We start from the raw sequence: 20881 nt of genomic DNA, 5'->3' as shown, positions 1-20881 counted from the left end.
GATGCAGGATTTCGTCTGAAAAGCCTGTTGCCCGGTACAAAATCCTGCATCCTGCATCAGATAACCAGGCACGCGGCTGCGTAAGATCAGTTGATTATCATTGCATACCCCATGTACCCTGCCATAAAGCGCATGTCCTCGCGCCTCTTTTTGCCTCTTGTCGCGCTGTTCTTCGCCGCCGGCTGCGGCGCCGTAGGCGCGGGCGACCTGCCCGAAACGCCGTCCCTCGTGGCGCCGCGGAACGGGTCGCCGAACGAAGCCGTCGTGCTCGAACTCCAGTGGAATGCCTCCACCGACGCCGAGCTGTACCACCTCCAGGTGTCAGCGGACGCGCAGTTCGGCTCGCTGGTGGTAGATGACGAGGGCGTGAACAACGTCCAGTACATCGTGCGCGATCTGGATCTGGGGTCGACCTACTTCTGGCGCATCCGCGCCGTCAACGGCTCCGGCTACAGCGATTGGTCGGAGACGCGCCAGTTCAAGGCGGCCGAGACGCCGCATACGCCGGCCATCCCGCGCCTCGTCTCGCCGCAGACCGGCGTCGAGGACATGCCCACCGACATCTATTTCGAATGGGAGCCGACGGAGGGCGCCAGCACGTACCACATCCAGGTCTCGCTCGAGCAGAACTTCGTGCGCCGCTCGGCGGACCTCGAAGGGGTGCGCGGCGAACGCGTCCTCATCCGCGAACTGGTGCCGACCTACATTTACTGGTGGCGCGTCCGTTCCGTCAATCCGGTAGGGGCCAGCGAATGGTCGGAAGTCCGCGTACTGGAAATCCACGATCTGGCCGAGGATGTCTAGGCCGTGACTGCGCCGCGCGAGCCGGGTTCAGCACGCCGTCATCGTACCCATCTGCGTCTCCATCCCCTGTTTTTAGACCATGTCCCACCGTCTGGCTGCCATCGGCCTCATCCTCATCCTGGGCGGGAGCGGCTGGCTGGCCGGCTGTGACGCCACCAGCGCCGAACCTCCCGTCGATGTGGATCTCGACGCGGCGTTGATCGACCTCATCACGATCGGCGGCCAGCGCCGCCTCGACAACTTCGAGCTGCCGGCGAGCGACGACTATGCCGCGATCCCGCAGGATCCGGCCAACCCGATCACGACGGCCAAGGTCGAACTCGGGAAACTCCTGTTCCACGAGACGGCGCTCGCCACCAACCCCCGCATGCCTGCCGGCGCCGGCACCTACTCCTGCGCGACCTGTCACCATGCGAGCGCGGGGTTCTCCGCCGGCCGGCGTCAGGCGATCGGCGAGGGCGGCTCGGGCTGGGGACAGAACGGCGAGGGGCGGACCCGCCAGATGACGTATGCCGACGCGGACGTCGATGCGCAGGGCATCCGCTCGCCGTCCGTCGTCAACAGCGCCTTTCAGGATGTGATGGGATGGGCGGGAGCGTTCGGCGTCCGCGGCCCGAATCAGGGCACAAATGCCTTCTGGGAGGGCGATCCGCTGCTCGAAGTCAACAAGCTCGGCTACGATGGGCTCGAGTCGCAGGCGATCTCGGCGCTGATGAAGCACCGGATGGATAGCATCGGCCAGTCGGTGCTGGCGACGAACGCCACGTACCGCGCGATGTGGGAGCAGGCGTTCCCGGGTGAGGCCGTGACCGTCGAAAAGGCCGGCCTGGCCATCGCCGCCTACGAACGCACGCTGATGACGGACCGCGCGCCGTTTCAGCGCTGGCTGCGGGGCGATCTGGAGGCGATGACCGCCGAGGAAAAACGCGGCGCCATCCTGTTTTTCGACAAGGCCGGATGCGAAACGTGCCACACGGGGCCGGCGCTCAACCAGATGGCGTTTTATGCCCTGGGGATGCCCGACATGGAAGGCGCCGGCGTACTCGGCACCCCTGAATCACTGGGGCGCGGCGGCTTCCTGAACGACCCCGCCCTGGACCGTAAGTTCAAGGTGCCGCAGCTGTATAACCTCAAGGATGCGCCCTTCTACGGGCACGGCGGCTCCTTCACGTCGCTCCGTGAAGTCGTCGAATACTACAACGACGCCATCCCCGCCGTCGACATCTCCGCCGACCGGCTGCCGATCTTTTTTAAACCGCTCGACCTCACGGAGCGCGAGATCGCGGACCTCACCGCGTTCCTCACGGATGCGCTCCACGACCCGTCCCTCGCCCGCTACGCCCCGGCGACGCTGCCGTCCGGCCAGTGCACGCCGGCGAACGACCCGGCCGCCCGCACCGATCTGGGGTGTTGAAGACGCGCCGTCCCGCCCCACGGCCATCGCATTCTCGACGTGGCCGTGAGAAGCGTATGGGAGTTTGGGTGCATTTTTACCTCAACCCCCCATACCCCCACACTCCCATACCAGGAGATACGCACGTTTGAAGAGACAGCGATTGCCCTGCGTCCTGCCCGTATCCGCTTGGAGTGCGCGCCCCCTTTTCGTACCTTCGCGCGGTCAATACCTCCATACCGAACACCAAAACCCTGGCATTCATGAGCACCAAACAGTGGAAAACGCCGCCGGCGATGCAGATCGATCCCAAAGCCACCTACACGGCGACGATCGAAACGGACCGTGGCACGATCGAGCTCGAACTGTACGCGGAACACGCCCCCAAGACCGTCAATAATTTTGCCTTTCTGGCCGGGGAAGGGTACTACGACGGGGTCGTTTTCCATCGGGTCATCGCCAATTTCATGATCCAGGGCGGCGACCCCTTCGGCACCGGGCGCGGAGGGCCAGGCTATACCTTCGAAGACGAAACCCGCGATAACCCGCTCAAGCACGAGACCGGCGTCATCAGCATGGCGAACGCCGGCCCGAATACCAACGGCAGTCAGTTCTTCATCACCCACGGACCGCAGCCGCATCTCAATGGCCGGCATACTGTGTTCGGCAAGGTGGTCAAGGGGCAGGATGTGGTCGACAGCATTCGCCAGGGCGACACGATGACGAAGGTGACCGTCGCCGTCAAAGGCTGAAACGCGTGCCGCGCGACGAAGGGACGCTGGCCGGCGCCGATATCTGGCTGATCCACGGCAACCTGCAGACGCCGGATGTGTGGGCTCCGATCGTCCCCAGGCTGGAAGCGACAGGCCTGAACGTACACCTCGTCGATCTCTGGGCGACTCTCGCGGATTCCATGGCGGATTGGGCGCGCGCGTTCTGTGCCGACGTGCGCACGAACGACGCGCCCCGGCGCTACCTGCTCGGGTATTCGCTCGGCGGCCGGCTGGCGCTCCACGCGCTGCTGGACGCGCCGGATCTGTGGGCCGGCGCCCTGCTGGTCAGCGCCGATATAGGCATCGCCGACGCGGCCCAGCGCGCCCGACGCCGGGAGACCGACGCCGCCTGGGCCCGGCGTTTTCGCGACGAACCGATCGAACAGGTTCTCGCGGATTGGAACCGTCAACCCGTATTTGGCGGCCGAAAGGCCGATTTTTCCCTGCAGAATGTCCGGGATATGACGTATTTGCGTGAGTTGCTAGTCAGGATGTTTCACGTATATTCTAAAGGGACTCAACGCGACCTGCTCCCCGATCTCGCCGCGGCGGCGCTGCCGGCGACGTTATGGATTACCGGCGAGGAGGATGCGGCGTTTGAGTCGATTGCGAGACGTGTTGCGGGTGAGGTGCCCGGGGCGTCGCATCTCAGTATCCCCGATGCGGCGCATCGTGTCCCATGGGACGCGATGGATCAATTCGTTTCGGCCGTACATTCTTTCGCAAGCGCGCGCTTGTGAGGGCAGGGTCGAAGCCATGAGCTACAAGTATGCTGTGGATACGGAGCACCGCATCCTTAGCATCGCGTTCAATGGCGATGTGCATGGGGAAGACCTGCTCGAAGCGGTCGTCGTCATGGTGCAGCTGGATAGCCAGTATCCAGACTATCGGCATGTGTGGGATGGGCTGGAGATCCGGATGCTGGATGTGGATTACAAGGATCTCCTTAAGCTCGTGGCGTACATCAAGGAAGAGATGTTGCCCGTGATGAAAAATTGCCCCGGCACCGCCGTCTTCGTGCGCCGGCATGTGGACTACCTGCTGATCAAGACCATCCACCTCATGGTCGGCGCCCCGCAACCTTTTGTCGTGCTGCGCGACCCGGAAGCGCTGAAGGCGTGGATCGAACAGGCCGCCTGACGGCCCGTGGCCTGTTTCAGGTTTCGATGGGATGTCCGAACTTGGGCGCGCACGCAGGGACGTGCGTCCAGCCTTCCTTCATCCAGCCTCGATCCCCATGTCCATATCCCGCCCCGCGCCGGCCCGTACGCGTCGCGCCTTTATCCGTCAGGGCGCCGCGGCCCTGACCGTCGCCGCCACCGCCGGCCTCGGCTGGTCCTCCCGCCCGCGTGCGCCCCGCGTCAACCCCCGCATCATCGACGTGCACTGCCATCCGCGCTGGCTCGGCTTCAACGGAGCCCGCACCATCGAAAACATGGACGCCGCCGGCATCGACATGGCCTGGCTCATCAGCTGGGAGGCGCCGGAGCGCGAGATCTCGCCGAACTACTACGGCACAAACAACCCCACGGGCATCGGCATCACATTCGACGACGTCATCGAACTGACCGAACGCTACCCGGATCGGTTCATCCCCGGGACGACGATGGATCCCCGCGACCCCCACGCCCACGCCCGCCTGAAGGCGGCGGTGGAGATCCACGGCGTGCGCGTGTTCGGCGAATTCAAGCTGCGGATGCGGTACGACGACCCGGACGCCCTCCGCCTGTTTCACTACGCCGGCGAACTAGGCCTCCCCGTCATTTTTCACCTCGATGTGACCTTCCCCCGCCACGGCGTCCCCGCCGACCGCCAGTGGTGGTACGGGGGGAGCCTGGAGAACATGGAGCCGGCGCTCCGGCTCTGCCCCAACACCCAGTTCCTCGGGCACGCCCCGGGCTTCTGGCGGGAGATCTCGGAGGATGCGGACGAGGCTACGGAGCAGTACCCGGCCGGCAAACCCGTCGTCGGCAAAGGGCTGATTCTCCGGTATATGGATAAATACCCGAATCTGAACTGCGACCTCTCCGCCGGCTCGGCGCATACCGCGCTGTCGCGCGACCTCGACTTCACCCGGAAATTCCTGATCGACTACCAGGATCGCCTCTTCTTCGGGCGCGACGCCTTCGACAACCGGATGTACGACCTCCTGACCAGCCTGTCGCTTCCGGACGACGTGCTCGCGAAGATCCTCGCCGGCAACGCGCTGCGCCTGGTGCCGCTGCCCTGAAACGCCCGCGTCACGCCGGCGCCCACGACGTGCAGTGGCCGCCGGGATGGATCGGCCCCTTCACGATCACGCAGCCGCCGCACGGCGCGCCCTCGGCGGGGCGGAGCCAGAACTGGCAGGTATCGCATTTCATGTCCTTGAAAGGCGACTCGGCCACGTAGTTCGTCGTCGTCCGCGTCGCGCGGTCGGGGTCCGAGAGGGACCGGACATCCATGCACGGATCCGACGGGGGCGGCTCTGCGTCGCCGCAGGCCGGCAGGGCGACGCAGGCGGCCAGCGACAGCAGAAAGCCGCGTCGGGAGGTAGGGATGGAATTCATCGGGCGGGGGTCAGGGCCAGCACGTCGCCGGACAGGTCCTGGACCACGGCGGACGACGAGCGCATGAACGCGTTGATGTTGTCGATCGCCCGGTCGCTCAGGATGAGGGGGACGCTGGAGTCGTGACCTTCCTTTAGCCCCGTGAAGCCGGCGGCGACCCAGAACGGCTCGGGGTGATCCACCAGGAAATCGATAAACCGGTTGAGTTCGTCCGGGACGTTGCGGACGGCCAGGACGGCGGCCGTCTCCTGGAGGAACGCCGCGCGGTCGTCGTCCTGGTTCTGGAAGAAACGCCGGCGTTCGAGGGCGTTCAGGGTGGCGAGCGACGCGCCGGAAGGGGCGCTGAGCACGGCCAGCCGCATCCACGGGTTGCCGGCATGCGCTTCGACGAAGGCCGCGAACAGGTCGGCTACCGCGCGGCCCGACCGGTTGCCCAGCGTCAGCGCCGCCTGGAGGGCTACGCGGCCCGAGGCGTCGTCGAGCAGGGGCGCCACGGCGGCGTCGAGTTCGGGGAAAGACTCGGAGAGCCGGAGGGCGTGCATCCGGATGCCGGCTTCCGGATCCTTGAGCGCACGCGTCACGTCGGAGGCGCGCAGGGCGTCCTGGGCATCGAGCAGATACAGCGCCAGGAGGCGCGCGGGCGCTTCGGACGCCGTGAGCGTCTTGCGGAGCGGCTCCACGGCGGCCGGGTCGGCGCGTTCGAGCAGCAGACGTTGCGCGGTGCGGCGGCGCCAGCCGTTCGGGTCGGCCAGGGCCGCGACGAGTGCCGGCGTCGACGCGTCGTTCAGCGCGGCCGGGTCGGCAGCGGGCGGAGCGCCGGTCGGGGCAATCCGGTAGATGCGCCCACGATCGGCGCCGGCGTAAAAGTCCATGTCGGCCTTGAGATCCTCCGGGATGGAGACCGGCGTCTCGATATGCTGCCGGTACATATCCACCACGTACAGCGCGCCGTCGGGGCCGACGGTGAAGCTCGCGGGCCGGAACCAGGGGTCGGTGGAGGCCAGAAATTCGCGGTCGCGTTCGCCGGCCGGCCGCATGGCGACAAAGGCCGGATCGCCCGGCGCGGCGGCGAGGGAGTCGCGGTGCACGAGGTTGCCGGCGACATCGCCGGTGAAGACGGTGCCGTGGAAACGCGGCGGGAAGAGGTCGCCGTCATACACCGTCCCGCCCGCCGAGCCGGTGAAGTGGTCGGCGGCGTACTCGATGCGGCCCGTGCCGGCCTCGTCGTACTGTTTCTGGCGGCGCGCCGTGCGTTCGGCCCGCCAGTAAGGCGCCGGCGTGCGCTGGTACATGCGCAGGTCGTGGTCGGAGATGTTCTGGATGGTGCCCGTGGCGGGCAGATGCGGGTGCCGATGCAGGTACCGCCACGGGATGACGAACTGGTTGATGTGCTGCGTATTGTGCGTTCCGAAGCGGTTGCCCCACACATCGACGGCCTGCCCGAACTGGGTCGGCCCGGCGGCCTGCTCGAACCGGAGGGGATCGAGCCGGAACCGGAAATCCGCGCCGCGCACATTGACCGGCGGCGCCTCGGGGACCGAGGGGGCGGAAATCATGCCGGCCTGGCCGAAATTCGAGGCATAGATCCAGCCGTCCGGGTTCAGCCACAGGTTGGTGATCTGGGCCTCGGAGTTGTTCTCGAAGAAACCGGTGAACAGGATATCGCGGCGGTCGGCGCGGCCGTCGCCATCCTCGTCTTTCAGGTAGAGGATGTCCGGCGCGGCGGTAACGATGAGGCCGCCTTTCCAGGGGAGGGCGCTGGTGGCTTCGGAGAGGCCGTCGGCGAAAACCGCGCGGTGGTCCATCCGGCCGTCGCCGTCGGTATCCGAAAGGAGCACGATGCGGCTCTTGCCCTGGCCGAACGCCGGCTTGTCGGGGTAGTCCGGCATCTCGATCACCACCGCGCGTCCCTGCTCGTCGAAGAGCAACTCGACGGGGTCGGCGAGCTGGGGCTCGGCGGCGAAGACGGCGGCGGCGAAGCCGTCGACCAGCTCGAAGGCGGCGAGGGCCTGCCCGGGCTCCAGCGGGCCGGCATAGCGCGAGGGCTGCTGGGCGCAGCCGGCGATCGACAGGAGAAAACAACAGATGGGCGTCAGGATCGCGCGCATGATAACCATTCGGGTGGGGTGAGGGAGCGGGAGACGGCTTGCAAACGTGGGCGCACGGCCCCTATTCTACGCGTCATCTCCTGCCGTCAGGTGCCGGAGAACAACCACGATAGCCCTGCAATGCCATGGATCGAAAAGCCAATCGACGAACCTTTCTGAAAACGGCCGGCGCTACGGGCGTGGGGCTCGGGTTTCTGGGCGGCGCTCCGGCGATATGGACGTCGGGCGGCAGGCCGGCGGACAAGATCGTGGTAGGGGTCATGGGTGTCAATAGCCGGGGCCATGCCCTGGCGCAGGCCTTCGCCCGGCAGCCGGATGTCCACGTGGGTTTTCTGTGCGACGTCGACGCCGCGGCGCTGGGGAAATGCTCGGCGACGGTCGCCGGCATGCAGGACGGCGCCCCGAAGGGTTTCGGCGACATCCGGAAGATGCTCGAATCGAACGACCTCGACGCCGTGGCGATCGCGGTCCCGGATCACTGGCACACGACGGCGGCGCTGATGGCGATGTCGGCCGGAAAACATGTCTATCTGGAAAAGCCCGGGAGCCACAACCCGCAGGAAGCCCACTGGCTGGTGGAAGGGCAGCGCCGGCACAACCGCCTCGTTCAGCTCGGCACGCAGCGCCGGTCGAGTCCGGTCTTTATGGACGCGATGGCGATGGTGCACGACGGGATGATCGGCGAGGTGTATCTGGGCAAGGCCTGGTACGCGAATACCCGTGGCTCCATCGGCCGCGGCCAACCCGCCGCGGTGCCCGACGGGCTCGACTACGCCCTCTGGCAGGGCCCGGCCCCGCGCCGGCCGTTTCGCGACAACCTCATCCATTACAACTGGCACTGGTTCCGCCACTGGGGCACCGGCGAGGCCTGCAACAACGGGACGCATCACATCGACATCTGCCGGTGGGCGCTCGGGGTGGATTACCCGACGCGCGTGACGTCCGCCGGCGGCCGCTTCGCCTTCCAGGACGACTGGGAATTTTTCGATACCCAGATCATGTCCTTCGAATTCGCCGGCGGCAAAACGATTACGTGGGAGGGCCGCAGCTGCAACGGCATGCCTGTCAACGGCAAGGGCTTTGGCGTCACCATCCACGGCACGGGGGGCTCGCTCCTCATCGACAGCTCGGGCTACACGTTTTTCGATGCGAAGAGCACGGAGATGAAGACCTTTGCCGCCGGCAGCGGCGACGACGGGCTCAACCCGGTCGGCGGTGGCGAGATGACGGATCTCCATGTCGGTAATTTCTGCGAGGCGATCCGGGGCAACGCCGCCCTCCGCCAGCCTATCGCCGAGGGCTACAAGAGCGCTATGCTCTGCCATCTCGGCAACATCGCGCAGTTTACTACGGGCGCGCTCCAGTGCGACCCGGCGAGCGGCGCCATCCTGCACAACGACGCCGCCAACGCGCTCTGGGGCCGCACGTACGAACCCGGCTGGGAGCCGCGTCTGTAGCGGTTGGGGGCGGACAGGTACGAGAGGGGCATTCCGGAGCAGGCAATGGCGGATTCATGGCATGAAGTGGTCGGATTGATCGGCGTGGCGTCCATTCTGGGAGCGTACGGGTTGCTCCAGGCCGGCCGCATCCACAGCGGCGATCTCGCGTATTCGATCGTCAATGCGCTGGGTGCGTCCTGCGTCCTGGTCTCGCTGTGGTTCGCGTTTAACCTGTCGGCGTTCATCGTGGAGGCGTTCTGGGTCCTGATCAGCCTCTACGGGATTGGCAAGGCGCTCCGCCGGCGCCGCCCCGAGGCCGAACCCTGACGCGCCGACCCGGCGCGAGACCTTTTATCCATCGTCACCCCAGATCCATGTTTTCCCGCGACACGATACTCCGGCAGATCCAGCAACTCGTCCAGGCCCTAGCGAAGGCGCTGTTCAACCGGCAGATCCATGCTTACGACGAGGCGCTCGACGTGATCGACGAAGCGCTGAAAGGGCTGTTCGACCGGGACGCGCCGGCTGTGAGGGAGCTCGACCGGGTGCACATGCTGGCCCTGTGCCGGGAAGGGGACCGCTGGAGCGCGGAGAAGGCCCTGGCGCTGGCCGACCTCGTTCAGGAGCGCGGCCACATCGTCCTGCTCAAGCAGGGGGAAGCCGGCCGGCCCGAGGCGCGGCGGTGGTTCCAGCACGCCCAGAGCCTGTATGCGGAGGCGCTCAAACATCCCGACGCGGCGCTTCCCCACGACATCCACGATCGCCTCGACACCCTGCGCGCCGAAGTTGCCCTCTCGGCCACGTCGCTGGCCGACATCGACTGGGCGACGTGGAGACCCGTCGATCCCGCCACGCTCCTGTTTGTGATCCAGGACGATCGCATCCTGCTCATTCGCAAGAAAAGAGGCCTCGGGGCCGGAAAGATCAACGGGCCGGGCGGCCGGCTCGAAGCCGGCGAACAGCCGCGCGAAGCCGCCGTCAGGGAAGTCCAGGAAGAACTGCTCGTAACGCCCACCGACCTCGAAAAAGGCGGCGAACTCCGGTTTCAGTTCGTCGACGGGTACGCCATCCACGTGCACGTCTTTCGGGCGGGTGGATTGATCGGCGAGCCGACGGAGACCGATGAGGCGACGCCCATCTGGGCGGATATCGATGCCATTCCCTATGACGAGATGTGGGAAGACGACCGGATCTGGATCCCGCATCTCCTGGAAGGCCGGCCGTTCGAGGGTCGGTTTCTGTTCGATGACGACCGGATGCTGGACTGGGTCGTCGCGCATTGAACGGTTGCACTTTTTCACATCATGCTGTTGCCCTTGATCTCGCTCGGGCCTTAATTCCTTAACACTATCTTCATCCCCTCTTCTCTACGTCCTGCTAATCATCAGAGGAAACGCATTATGACCCGTACACCCTTTCAAGTGCTCGTCTTCCCGTACCGTGTCGTGGATCAGAACGTCCAGTTCGCCGTGTTCCAGCACCCCGAGAACGCGAACTGGCATGGCATCTCTGGCAAGAGCCAGGAACTGGAGACCCCGATCGAAGCGGCCAAGCGCGAAAGCGGTCACGAAGCCGGGCTGGATCTGGGCGAAGAACGATTTATGGTGCTTGATTGCGTAAACGCCGTGCCGGCTACCCAATTTGCCGGCACGATGACCTCGACCGGCGGCCGTTTTGTGCTGCCGCAGTATTGTTTCGGCGTCGAAGTCGGCTCCGAGTCCCTGCACCCCTCCGACCCCGGGGCCGATTACCGATGGATCGGCTACGAGGAAGCGACGAACATGCTGGCGTCCGACGCCTCCAAAACGGCGCTCTGGGAACTCTATGCCCGGTTGCAGCGCCGGGTTAAGACGGACGATCTGGTGTTCCAGAGCTAGATACTCCCGATTTACCACCACACCCGGCCGGCAAGCAACCCTTCGCCGGCCGTTTTTTTTGCGCCCCGCACCGCCTCGCCAGGCGCCGGCGGAGTCGTCCTGCCCGGTCTAGTCGTCTCCTTTTTTCTCGATCTTCCACTTCGGGTCGATGCGGGTGAGCCGCTCGTCGGTCTTCTCGAAGCGGGGATCCTTGTTGACGAAGCGGGGGTCGGTGGAGGACCAGTCGGGGTCCTTGTGCTCGAAACGGGGATCGCTCTGTGCGTACCGGGGGTCCTGCCGGGCCCAGGTGCGCATGGGATCGGGTTCGGCCGGCCTGGGCGGATCGGCCGGCTCGTCTCCGGGGGAGGACGTATTTGGGTTGGATTCCAGCGCGATGCAACAGAGCGGTTAGAACAACCGGCGCGAAGGCCGTCTTGAAACAGTCTAACCGGACCATGGCATCAATACTATCCCGTAAATACGCCAGATCGCGACCGGGTCTTCAGACGTCGTTCTCCGCCGGCGGCTCCAGGGCGCCCTGCGCATGGCGCCAGTTGGTGGCATAGTGCAGCAGGGACGAGATGCTCTCGAAGCCGAGTTTTTCCTTGACCCGCCGGCGGTGCGTCTCGACGGTTTTTCGATCGAGGCTGAGCCGGCTCGCGATGTCGAGGGGCGTGGAGCCTTCGCCCAGCATCAGCAACACCGCCAGCTCCCGATGGGTGAGGCGCTCCAGGGTATGCGCCGTCTCGCGGGTGCGCCGCCGGGTGATTTTGTTGAGCAGGCGCGTCGTGGCGGACGCGCTGAGGTAGGTTTCCTGCCGCAACACCCGCCGGATGCCTTCGAGCAGCTCCGCGGGGTCGGCGCGTTTCATGAGATAGCCGGCGGCGCCGACTTCAATGGCGCGTTCGGCAAAGACCTGTTCCGCGTACATCGTGTAGATGATGATGCGGAGCCTGGGATGCAGAATGAGCAGCTGCGCCGCGAGGTCCAGCCCGTACCCGTCGTCGAGCGAGAGTTCGAGGAGGACGACATGCGGCGTCGTGCGTCGTATCGCGCGCTGGGCATCGCTCGCCGTCGCCGCGAAGCCGGCGAAGACCAGGTCGTCGGTGGCGCTCAGCAACGAGCGGACGGCGTCGCCGATGATCGGATGCGGGTCGACGACCAGCACGCGGGCTGGATCGGGCACGTCGGCCGAAGCGCGCCTCGACGGGGAACGCAAGGGGGTGAGCATGGCGGATACAGGTTGCTGATCCGGGGGACTGGACGGTAGATGTGGTGTTCGACGGCGAAACGCGTGATCGTTCGGTGTCGTCGGTGGCAGCGTATGATCGGACAGGAGATGCAGCGGACGCGTCGTGTGCGCCGTGATCGTGCGCCGTGTTTCAGAGTGATACGGCGTAAAAAGCGGGCACAACAATAGTGCCGCCGCCCGCCGATGCGTCATTTATTCATGGGGTCGGCGGGGGCTCCGGTCGCGCTCATCCGGGTCGAAGGCCTCGGAAAACAGAAAAGGAGGTCTATGGGCGCTATGTAGCGTTTCGTGAAATAGATGAGAACGCGATGCAACAGTGTCTGGCAACGCGAGTAATAGAACAGCCGATACGCACGGCGATTCAGCGTGACATCCCGATGGGCGCTGGCTTTTGTGATGCGAGACGCCGGAGTCCTTCAACGACCCGTCGGCACGTCAAGGGGATGTGGCATCGTCTGCAGGGACGTATCTATCGACATTCTGCATCCTCGGATTCTACCCTGTTGGGTTATGCGGCAATGCAAGTGGTGTGGGAATAAAGGATGGTTCATCTCGCTTTCCAGGGATGGGCTTTGCCAGAAGTGCGAGACGTCGGTGAAAGGCCGGATCGTGGCAGCGATGAAAACGCTCAACGAGAACCTTTCCCAGATGCGACGCTCGCGCGATGTCGACGTACGTCTCGCGCGCAGCCAGGAGGCGATCCGTAACCTCCGCGAGCTGGTGCCCTATTTCGAAAAGGGCCTCCTATCGCTCAAACCGTCCCCGCAGGAATGGGTGGCGCGCATCTATGTCACCGAGCGCAAGTTCGTGCGCGAGTATATCGAGGGGTTGCTGCGGTCCGTAGGCGCCGACGCCGGCGACGGCATCAGCGACAAGCCTCCGAAGGTGGAACAGCTGAACCGGATCATCGAGGCCATCGAGAAATACCGCGTCCAGCTCGGGGAGGCGAATGCGATGCTCCTGCGCAAACGGGTCGAGCATAACCTGAGCGGCTTCCTGCTCGAAAGCGCCGAGCGCGACACGTCCAAAGGCAATCGGGAACGCGCGCTCGATCAGTATATCGAGGCGCTGGATATGATGCGGACGGACATCGGCGACGACCCCGATCAGAAGAACCGGATCGAGAACATCAAGACGCGGATCCGGGACCTGGGGGGAAAAGTGCCCAAACGATGGGAAGAGGCCGAACGCCTCGATCGCCTGGTCGACTGAGGGAAATCCCCCATCTCTAAAAAAGGCGGCCGTGCTCCGGAAGGACCTGTCGTGCCGCATGAACGTCGGGTCGTTCACCTGCGAGGTCGATTCCGGAGCACGGCGTGCACACGCTTTTACGTCAACTTCGAGTCATTATCCGCCGAGACCGAGAATGGCTACGGACAGGAAGATAAACAGGAATGCCAGAATAGCTAAAGCCAGACTTACTGCGGTGCCCCATGAGTTCGTACTGCTCTGTCGCATAAAATCCCAACAGATTTGTAGTGGAAGAGTAGCCAGTGGGGAAGGGGAGCCCTAAATATAATCGGATGCGTTCCGAGAATGTGCGCAAAGTGTCATAAAAGTCTTGCAAGACTGCGCGGGCTCCGGTGATCCTTCCCATGCCGGCGTCGCGCATGCCGGATACCTGCGCGGACGATGAGGTGTATGTGTCGTATGCGATCTGGATATGATCGAACGGGGCCTGACGAGGATCGTGCCAAGTTCGTCGTGAATCCCGGGCGCATCCCCGGAGGAAATTCCCGGCGCGTGGGCCGGCGGGGAATGAAGCCGCCGGCATCGCGCCATTCGCCGGCTCTGGTAACGGATTGTAAAATGATCTTAAGTGGAAGGATGCGGTCGAGCGCCGCCGATCCGCCCCGTTTTTCGCCGCGGCCAGGGCAGGATGTCACCAGAGTGTCGCAAATCAATACTCATTCTGTCAAAACGCGTGCTGGCGCGCGGCGCGTCGAAACAAGCGCCAGTGGCTTACGTCCGAACAGTCCAAACTTCCAGCGCCTTCCCGGATCATCGCCATGTTGGGACCTGTCGAATTAGCCGCCGTGGCTCTCGTTTTCTTTTGCGCCTTTATGGTGCTGCTGGCCTTCCTGCCGGTGTCCCGCTCCACCCGACGCCTGTATCAGGATTGATCGATCGCCGGCCCGACATTGTCGAGCGTCTCTTCCGCCAGCGCGAACGAAAGCGTCATCCCGCCGCCTCCAAGTCCTGTCACGATCTCCACGCCTTCTGCCGGCGCGAGGCGCACGTGCGTTTGCCCCGCCGGCGCGCGCAGGTAATGCCCGAGCCACCGGCTTTCGATGGATGATAGCGGCGCGTCGAGAAACCGGTCCAGCTGTCCGAGTATGAGCCGCTCGATGGCACTCGAATAGGCGGCCGGCGTTTCCGTGTCGTCGGTGTGCGAATCGCCGATGACGAGCGCGCCCGCGGCATCCTGAACGGCCAGCACGTGGATGCCGTACCGCAGCGCGTCGGCCTCGCGCCGATGCAGCCGCTCCTGGAGACGGGAAATCGAGGGACACCCCGCAAAACTGGCGTAAAACGCCATCGACAGCTCGGATGCGAGCGCCGGCCCCAGGCGCCAGTCCGAAGGCATCGGCGCCGTGCGCAGCATCTGGAGCCGGATACGCGAACAGCCGGCCTCGGCGAGGGCGCGGGGGAACAGGGTGGTCGTGTCGTCGCCGCTGCAGATGAGGCAGCGATCGAAGGGATGGCGCACGCCGTCGCTCGTTTCGACGGCGCCGGGGTGCACGGCGGTCGCGGCAGATCCGAAATGGAAACGCACCCCTTCGCCGGCCAGCCACGTGATGAGCGCCCCCAGGGTCTCCGTCGGCGAGACCCTCGCCTCCACGCTACTGAAAACGCCGGCCTGAAGCCCATCGAGGCGCACGGCAGGATGCATCCGGGCCACGCGCGCCGGATCGAGCAGCTCGACCGTGCCTTCCTCTGCGGTCTGCGCCGCGAATTCCTGCGCCACGGCCAACGCCTCGGGCGTGTAGGCTAGCAAGAGCGTACCCCGCTCGTCGAACGCGAAGCCGGCCCGCCGGCTCAACGCCTTCCAGATGGCGCGCGACCGCAGCGCGCGGGCGCGGCGCGGCCCGAGGGCCTGCCCGATCGGCCAGACCATCCCGAAATTCTGGGTGGATGCTCCGCGCGGCTTCGGACTGCGTTCGATCACGCTGACGCGCCATCCGCGCGCGAGGCCGGCAACAGCATGGGCTAACCCGGCAATGCCGGCGCCGATGATCACGAGGTGCGGCATGGGGTCGCGTCTTGATGGGTTCGATGCGCACGAGGGCGATCGAACGAGCGGGGTTCGATCGGGCCGGCGTTTAAGCGACCGGCCGGCCGGCCGATACGCAGGACACTGCGCGTGCGACGCGCGCGCGTGAAAGCAATAACGAAGGATGGATCGACCGGGTACGTGGAAGGCCCGTTTGATCCGATTTAATCCTTTGCGTGCGACAAACCTAGCCTCTTATCCAGTTCACACGCAAGCCTTCCTGATGATTCCTTTCTGGCGATTTGGCGATGTACCGGCGGCCGTCAGGCTTCCTGACCACGGACAGCACGACGTTTTCCTCGTCGTGCTGTCGATCCTGATCGCTTCCCTGGCCAGTTTCGCCGCGCTCTCGGTGGTCGATCGGCTCAAAAAGGCGCGAACGGACCGCGCCCGCCGAAACTGGATGTGGATGGGCGCCTTTGCGATGGGGGTCGGGGTGTGGACGATGCATTTCACCGCCATGCTGGCCCATTTCCTGGGTGATGAGATGGCGTTCGACCTGCCCATCACCTTGCTCTCCATCGTGCCGGTCGTGCTCGGAAGCTACAGCGCCCTGCGTTTCCTGTCTGGCTGGGGCTCCGGGAATCGGCACGCCACGGCCGCGTTGCATCTGGCCCTCGGCATCGGCACCATGCACTATGTAGGGATGGAGGCGATCCGGATGGATATGACGTTCCGGTATCGTCCCGAGCTGTTCGCGGCCTCCCTGGGCGTCGCGTTTTTGCTCGCCTGGGTTTCGCTTTGGATCCACACCGTCCTGGCCCACCGCGAGCGGCGGTACGCCGGCCTGTTTCGTATACTCGCCAGCCTGGCCATGGGCGGCGCCGTCGCCGGCATGCACTACACCGCGATGGCCGCGGCGCAATTTTATCGCCTGGCGGACGGCCCGCCGGCAACCGGCCTGCTGTTCACGCCGGGCAACCTCATGACGTGGATCGTGGTGGCTACGGGCGTGATCCTCACGCTCGCCATCGTGCTCTCGCGGTTGGATATGTGGGTCCAGCATACGGCCGAGCTGGTGCAGGGGACGCAGGCGCGCGAGCGCGCGGTGCTGGACGCGATGGTGGACGGGCACCTCGCAACCGACCACACGGGCAAGATCGAGCGCGTGAATCCGGCTCTGCTGGAGATGTTCGGCTACGAACGAGACGAAGTGATCGGGGTATCCATCGACACGCTGCTGCCTGAGGCGACCTGGCTGATCGCCGAGCAGGGATTTCACGAGGCGAATCCCGTCGCGGGTTTCGTGCTCAAGCGCATCGACAGCCGCGGGATTCGAGCCGACGGAGAGACGATCCCCGTACAGATCTCGGCGTCGAGCGTGATCTTTCACGATGCGGTGGGGCTGAGCTGGCTCGTGCGCGACGTGACGGAAGAACAACGAGCGACCGATGCGCTCATCACCCAGTCGATCCGGGCCCAGGAGCTCCTGCGGCAGGCGGAAGCGGCCATCGAAGCGAAATCGTATTTCCTGGCCAACATGAGCCACGAGATCCGGACGCCGATGAACGGGGTGATCGGCATGCTCAGCCTGCTGCAGCTGACCGAACTGGATGAGGAGCAAGGTGAATATGTCCAGACGATCCGCGAGAGCGGCGAAATGCTCATTCGCATCATCAACGACATCCTGGACTTCTCAAAACTGGAAGCGGGCCGGCTCCTGATCGAATCGGTGGAATTCGACATCCGGGATTGCATTGCCGGCGTCGTCGACATCCTCGCGGGCGCCGCCCGAAAGAAAGACCTCGACCTGCGCGTCAGCATCGACGAGACGGTGCCGGCGCTGATTCTCGGCGATTCGCATCGGTGCCGGCAGGTGTTGACCAATCTGGTCAACAACGGCATCAAGTTTACGAAAAAAGGCTTCGTAGCCATCGAACTCACGGCCGAACCCGGTGAGGACGACGGCTTTCTCGCATTGCGCTGCGCCGTCCGCGATACCGGGGTCGGGATTCCGGTCGAGAGTCAGGGCGTGTTGTTTAGCTCCTTCAGCCAGGTGGACGCGTCGACGACACGTAAATTTGGCGGCACGGGTCTCGGACTCGCCATCAGCAAACAATTGTGTGAACTGATGGGGGGCACCATGTGGTTGGAAAGCACCGGCAAGGAAGGGGAGGGTGCGACGTTTTATTTCACGATCCGTGTCGGCCTCCCCGCCGGCGTGGAATCCGGCCACGCGCTGAGTCATCGAGCCTGAGCCGGTCAGCCCGGGCGTTTCGGCAGCAGGGAGGGCTCCTCGATGGGCGCGATGATCAGATCGATCCGGCGGTTCATCGCGCGGCCGGCGGCCGTGCGGTTTGTCGCCCGCGGGTGGTATTCCGACCAGCCCACGACCTGGAGCCGCTCCGCCGGCAGCCGCAGTTCCTCCTGCAGGAACCGGGCCGCGCTGACGGCGCGCAGCGTCGACAGCTCCCAGTTGGTGAAGTCGAGCGCATAGCGGTCGTAGTCCTCAAAATACATCTCCACCGAAAGCGGCCGGCTGTCGGCGTGGCCTTCCACGCGCACGATGTGGCCGGGCAGCCGCTGCAACGCCTCGGCGATCCCGCTTTTCGCGCGACGCAGGGTCTGTTCACCCCGCAGGGACAAAATGGCGCGGCCGGTCTCGAACGTCACGTCGGTCTGGAGCGCTACCTGGATGATCTGCCCGTTCATGCTCACCTGGAGCTCCTCGCGGGCGATTTCCTGCCCGAGGCTGTCGCGCAGCATGTCGTACGCCGACCGGAGCGAGGCGTAGTCGGCCAGGCTGGCGGCCGTATCCGGGCCGGCGCGGAGGCTGTCTTCCAGGGCTTCGATATAGCGCAGGGCGCGCAACTCCAGCCCGCCGACGTGGGCGATGTCGTAGCCGGCGGCGTCGGTGCGCGCCTCGATGCCGGCGATCGCCTTCTGCTGTTCGCTGTACGCGAACGTAAAAAACGCCGCGGCGATGCCGATTCCCATGATGAGGAGGATGGCGAGGTTCCGGCCGGCCTGGGTGCGGGCCAGCAGGTAAAGACCGAGGATAAGGACGGCGGCAATAAGCCCCGGGGTGAGTAGCGATGCGTTCATGATGCCACCTCTTCGACGGCTACATCGACGGTGATGCGTTCCCGGTCGCGGACGAACTCGACATGCGAGCGTTTCGGCCGGGCGACCAGCTCCAGGCCGGCCGTCCACGTGAAGCCGGCGGTGAAAGCCGCCAGCGGCGTCGTCGGGTGGAACAGGTAGAGCGCGGCGACGAGTGCGACGCCCAGCGTGAGCGCCAGGTCGATGCCGAGGAGTATGCCGTTGGAGAGCGACGGGAAGAAGAAACGCAGCTTCGGGTCGGTCGTGAGGGCGAGCCGAAGCGACGTCCATGCCGCGAGCGCGCCGACGCCGATCAGGAGCGGATACCCGACGCGCCAAGCGTCCGCCAGGCTCGAGGGTAGGAGAAAGGTGGTGACTGCATCCATGGCCGGTATACGCTGCGTTTAGAGGTCACGTCCACAAACCGGGATCGGTACGTCCTCGAACGGAATGTTCGGGCACCGACCTTGTGCGGAGCGCTTCGATCGCCCGATGGAGGATGACCGATCCGAAGCACCGTTTTCAGGACGGAATCCTGCATCTTGCATCCTAGGATCGCTTCGATCCCCCGCGCAAGCTCCCTCTCTAACATAAGCGATCGGTGAACGACGGGCTGTAGGCAGGGTGCGATGGGATGCGGCGGCGCCGCCTGAGCGGGATGTAGGGGAGATGCCTAGACAAAAAAACCCGAAGGGTTTTTAAAACCCCTCGGGTCTGCATGTGCCCGGGACTGGAATCGAACCAGCACGACCTTGCGGCCACCACCCCCTCAAGATGGCGCGTCTACCAATTCCGCCACCCGGGCATATCGGGTAAAAAGGTTCAAAACTCGCAGGGTGAGGACCCCTGTCTTTGAACATGGACCCTTAAACCTTGTACCCATTTTTGTGATCCCGGCAGGGCTCGAACCTGCGACCCTCTGATTAAAAGTCAGATGCTCTGCCAACTGAGCTACGGGATCGGTAAACAGGGCGCCAAAAATAACCGCCCACGCCGGCCGGCGCAACGCGCTTCCGGCTAAATTCGCTTGAAGAACGCGTCGCCGCCGAAGCAGCGGGTCTCCTACGCCTCGTTCCTGGTTTGGTTCACCGCATTGGCCGTGCAACGGACGCGCTCAGCGCACCATGTCCCACACGGCTGCCATCGGTTGGCGCATCACCAGTCTTCCTTGCATCAGATCCGGCGCATAGTTCAGGAACCCGTGCACGAGGTAGATTTCCTCGGGGGAGCAGTTATAGACCAGCTTCACCTCACGATCCCCTTTTCGGAAATCCGCAGTGAGGATCAACGCAACGAGTTGTGTGTGTGCGGAGCCTGTAAAGATGTCGATTTCCTCGCCATCGGTACCCAGGGTGCCGTTGATGTACCCGTAGTCGATGGGGTACACGATGTCCGGAAACGCGGGATGACGGCTGTGTCGAGGTCGATCGATCGTGATGCCGCGGAGCTGGATCAGGGCGTCCCACGCCGGCCAATCGATCGCTCGGCCGACGCGTGCGAATAGCTCGGAATTGTACATCGTTTGCAGACTCATGGTGCGTTACGGAGCGGTTTGCGCAATAGACCGCTTCTGGCGGACATAAAACCCCCATGCCGACTGAGCTAAAGCCCCATAGCGCGTGCGCTAAAACGCTACGGCTTGCGGCGATTGACATCTTATACTACGATCCCTCGTCTTTCGATGCGCACGGTTTCGCCATCGACCGCACACCGAGGATCTCATCGTCCATCGAACGGGCGCACCCACAACGCGGATAGCACGGGTGCTCTGTACACACGCTAACGTCTATCCATTGCGCCGAGGCGCAACTTCTCACTGATAGGAGATCTTGATCATGTCTAGATACCTTTTTCTTTTCCTGATGCTTTTCGGTTTTGCTGCGGCGGCGACCGCGCAGCCGGGTCCGAACGATCCGCCCCAGCTGGACCTGGCGCTGACCTTCTCGACGCCGGTCAAGAGCGTATCGATTCATTTCGGGCTCGATGTGCGCGCCACGGACGGCCATGACGATGCCGCCGGCCTCGCCGAACAACCGGCCATGCCGCCCTGGTCGTTCGACATGGAAGCCCGCTTCGTCCGCTCGAACTCGACCTATACGCCGCGCGACTACCGCTTCGGCGATGGCTCGGATGTCACGGTGACGCACTTCCTGGAATTCCAGAAGGGCTCCAACGACAACAATCCGCTCACCATCGCCTGGGACCTGCCGCCCTATGCAACGGGCGTGATGAAAGACGTCATCACCGGCAACTTCCTGAACGTGCCGATGGCCGGCGCCGGCAGCATGGAAATCGCGGACGACGGTTCGGGCGATCCCGTCATCACGAAGCTGCAGATGACGATCACCTATGCCAACATCCCGGACGGCATCCTGCCGGTCGAGCTGACCT

Annotated in this window: 21 protein-coding genes and 2 tRNA genes; 13 read left to right on the top strand and 10 right to left on the bottom strand. The window is 64.6% G+C overall.

What is annotated here, in order from left to right:
* The first annotated feature begins 111 nt into the window (after positions 1–111).
* The 6 genes from R2834_18565 to R2834_18540 all read left to right on the top strand — a co-directional run bounded on the left by R2834_18565 (position 112) and on the right by R2834_18540 (position 5200).
* Positions 112–804 carry a fibronectin type III domain-containing protein gene (locus R2834_18565; protein MEZ4702342.1) on the top strand — a complete coding sequence of 231 codons (693 nt, stop codon included), beginning with the start codon at positions 112–114 and terminating at the stop codon, positions 802–804.
* A gap of 79 nt (positions 805–883) precedes the next feature.
* Entirely contained in the window at positions 884–2218 is a 1335-nt protein-coding gene (locus R2834_18560) for a cytochrome c peroxidase (GenBank protein ID MEZ4702341.1), read from the top strand.
* A gap of 242 nt (positions 2219–2460) precedes the next feature.
* Positions 2461–2949, top strand: a complete 489-nt coding sequence (locus R2834_18555) for a peptidylprolyl isomerase (GenBank protein MEZ4702340.1) — start codon at positions 2461–2463, stop codon at positions 2947–2949.
* 5 nt (positions 2950–2954) lie between these two features.
* Positions 2955–3710 carry an alpha/beta fold hydrolase gene (locus tag R2834_18550; GenBank protein MEZ4702339.1) on the top strand — a complete coding sequence of 252 codons (756 nt, stop codon included), beginning with the start codon at positions 2955–2957 and terminating at the stop codon, positions 3708–3710.
* 16 nt (positions 3711–3726) lie between these two features.
* On the top strand, positions 3727–4110 hold the full coding sequence (locus tag R2834_18545; GenBank protein ID MEZ4702338.1) for a hypothetical protein: 384 nt from the start codon (positions 3727–3729) through the stop codon (positions 4108–4110).
* Positions 4111–4207: 97 nt separating this feature from the next.
* Positions 4208–5200 carry an amidohydrolase family protein gene (locus R2834_18540; GenBank protein MEZ4702337.1) on the top strand — a complete coding sequence of 331 codons (993 nt, stop codon included), beginning with the start codon at positions 4208–4210 and terminating at the stop codon, positions 5198–5200.
* 10 nt (positions 5201–5210) lie between these two features.
* Here R2834_18540 and R2834_18535 read toward each other — a convergent pair whose 3' ends face one another.
* Both R2834_18535 and R2834_18530 read right to left on the bottom strand, forming a co-directional pair.
* Positions 5211–5519 (bottom strand): hypothetical protein, encoded by a 309-nt coding sequence (locus tag R2834_18535; GenBank protein MEZ4702336.1) that lies wholly within the window; start codon positions 5517–5519, stop codon positions 5211–5213.
* A complete protein-coding gene (locus tag R2834_18530) occupies positions 5516–7627 on the bottom strand; it encodes a hypothetical protein (GenBank protein MEZ4702335.1) in 2112 nt (703 codons plus the stop codon). The genes R2834_18535 and R2834_18530 overlap by 4 nt, the downstream gene beginning before the upstream one ends.
* A 125-nt stretch (positions 7628–7752) precedes the next feature.
* On the opposite strand from R2834_18530, the gene R2834_18525 reads away from it, so the two are divergent.
* The 4 genes from R2834_18525 to R2834_18510 all read left to right on the top strand — a co-directional run bounded on the left by R2834_18525 (position 7753) and on the right by R2834_18510 (position 10943).
* A complete protein-coding gene (locus R2834_18525) occupies positions 7753–9084 on the top strand; it encodes a Gfo/Idh/MocA family oxidoreductase (GenBank protein ID MEZ4702334.1) in 1332 nt (443 codons plus the stop codon).
* Positions 9085–9129: 45 nt separating this feature from the next.
* Positions 9130–9393 (top strand): hypothetical protein, encoded by a 264-nt coding sequence (locus R2834_18520; protein ID MEZ4702333.1) that lies wholly within the window; start codon positions 9130–9132, stop codon positions 9391–9393.
* Positions 9394–9440: 47 nt separating this feature from the next.
* On the top strand, positions 9441–10349 hold the full coding sequence (locus tag R2834_18515; GenBank protein ID MEZ4702332.1) for an NUDIX domain-containing protein: 909 nt from the start codon (positions 9441–9443) through the stop codon (positions 10347–10349).
* Between the two features lie 117 nt (positions 10350–10466).
* Positions 10467–10943 carry an NUDIX domain-containing protein gene (locus R2834_18510; protein MEZ4702331.1) on the top strand — a complete coding sequence of 159 codons (477 nt, stop codon included), beginning with the start codon at positions 10467–10469 and terminating at the stop codon, positions 10941–10943.
* Between the two features lie 108 nt (positions 10944–11051).
* Here R2834_18510 and R2834_18505 read toward each other — a convergent pair whose 3' ends face one another.
* Together R2834_18505 and R2834_18500 are read right to left on the bottom strand one after the other, a co-directional pair.
* A complete protein-coding gene (locus R2834_18505; GenBank protein ID MEZ4702330.1) occupies positions 11052–11237 on the bottom strand; it encodes a hypothetical protein in 186 nt (61 codons plus the stop codon).
* 187 nt (positions 11238–11424) lie between these two features.
* Entirely contained in the window at positions 11425–12153 is a 729-nt protein-coding gene (locus R2834_18500) for a response regulator transcription factor (GenBank protein MEZ4702329.1), read from the bottom strand.
* A 669-nt stretch (positions 12154–12822) separates the two neighbouring features.
* Between R2834_18500 and R2834_18495 the strand changes: the two genes are divergently transcribed.
* Positions 12823–13386, top strand: coding sequence for a hypothetical protein (locus tag R2834_18495; GenBank protein ID MEZ4702328.1), 564 nt, complete (start codon positions 12823–12825; stop codon positions 13384–13386).
* Between the two features lie 901 nt (positions 13387–14287).
* Here the strand turns inward: R2834_18495 and R2834_18490 are convergent.
* Positions 14288–15427: a TIGR03364 family FAD-dependent oxidoreductase gene (locus R2834_18490; GenBank protein MEZ4702327.1), complete on the bottom strand. Its 1140-nt coding sequence runs from the start codon at positions 15425–15427 to the stop codon at positions 14288–14290.
* A 325-nt stretch (positions 15428–15752) separates the two neighbouring features.
* On the opposite strand from R2834_18490, the gene R2834_18485 reads away from it, so the two are divergent.
* The gene (locus R2834_18485) at positions 15753–17645 is read left to right on the top strand and encodes an MHYT domain-containing protein (protein ID MEZ4702326.1); all 1893 of its coding nucleotides are present in this window, start codon (positions 15753–15755) and stop codon (positions 17643–17645) included.
* Between the two features lie 5 nt (positions 17646–17650).
* On the opposite strand, the gene R2834_18480 is transcribed toward R2834_18485, so the two are convergent.
* The 5 genes from R2834_18480 to R2834_18460 all read right to left on the bottom strand — a co-directional run bounded on the left by R2834_18480 (position 17651) and on the right by R2834_18460 (position 20024).
* Positions 17651–18493: an OmpA family protein gene (locus R2834_18480; protein MEZ4702325.1), complete on the bottom strand. Its 843-nt coding sequence runs from the start codon at positions 18491–18493 to the stop codon at positions 17651–17653.
* Complete coding sequence (locus R2834_18475) at positions 18490–18876, bottom strand: hypothetical protein (GenBank protein ID MEZ4702324.1); 387 nt, start codon at positions 18874–18876, stop codon at positions 18490–18492. Before R2834_18475 ends, R2834_18480 begins: the two co-directional genes overlap by 4 nt.
* 335 nt (positions 18877–19211) lie before the next feature.
* Positions 19212–19295: transfer RNA gene (locus tag R2834_18470), tRNA-Leu, on the bottom strand.
* An 83-nt stretch (positions 19296–19378) separates the two neighbouring features.
* Positions 19379–19451 (bottom strand) — tRNA-Lys (locus R2834_18465).
* A gap of 153 nt (positions 19452–19604) precedes the next feature.
* Positions 19605–20024: a hypothetical protein gene (locus R2834_18460; GenBank protein MEZ4702323.1), complete on the bottom strand. Its 420-nt coding sequence runs from the start codon at positions 20022–20024 to the stop codon at positions 19605–19607.
* 301 nt (positions 20025–20325) lie between these two features.
* Between R2834_18460 and R2834_18455 the strand changes: the two genes are divergently transcribed.
* Positions 20326–20881 (top strand): hypothetical protein (locus R2834_18455; GenBank protein ID MEZ4702322.1); only part of this gene is annotated, 556 nt, incomplete at its 3' end.

This window comes from Rhodothermales bacterium, from assembly GCA_041391505.1.
Lineage (GTDB): Bacteria > Bacteroidota > Rhodothermia > Rhodothermales > JAHQVL01 > JAWKNW01.
Note: the sequence above shows the minus strand (reverse complement) of the source record. Positions and strands in the feature narration are given on the sequence as shown.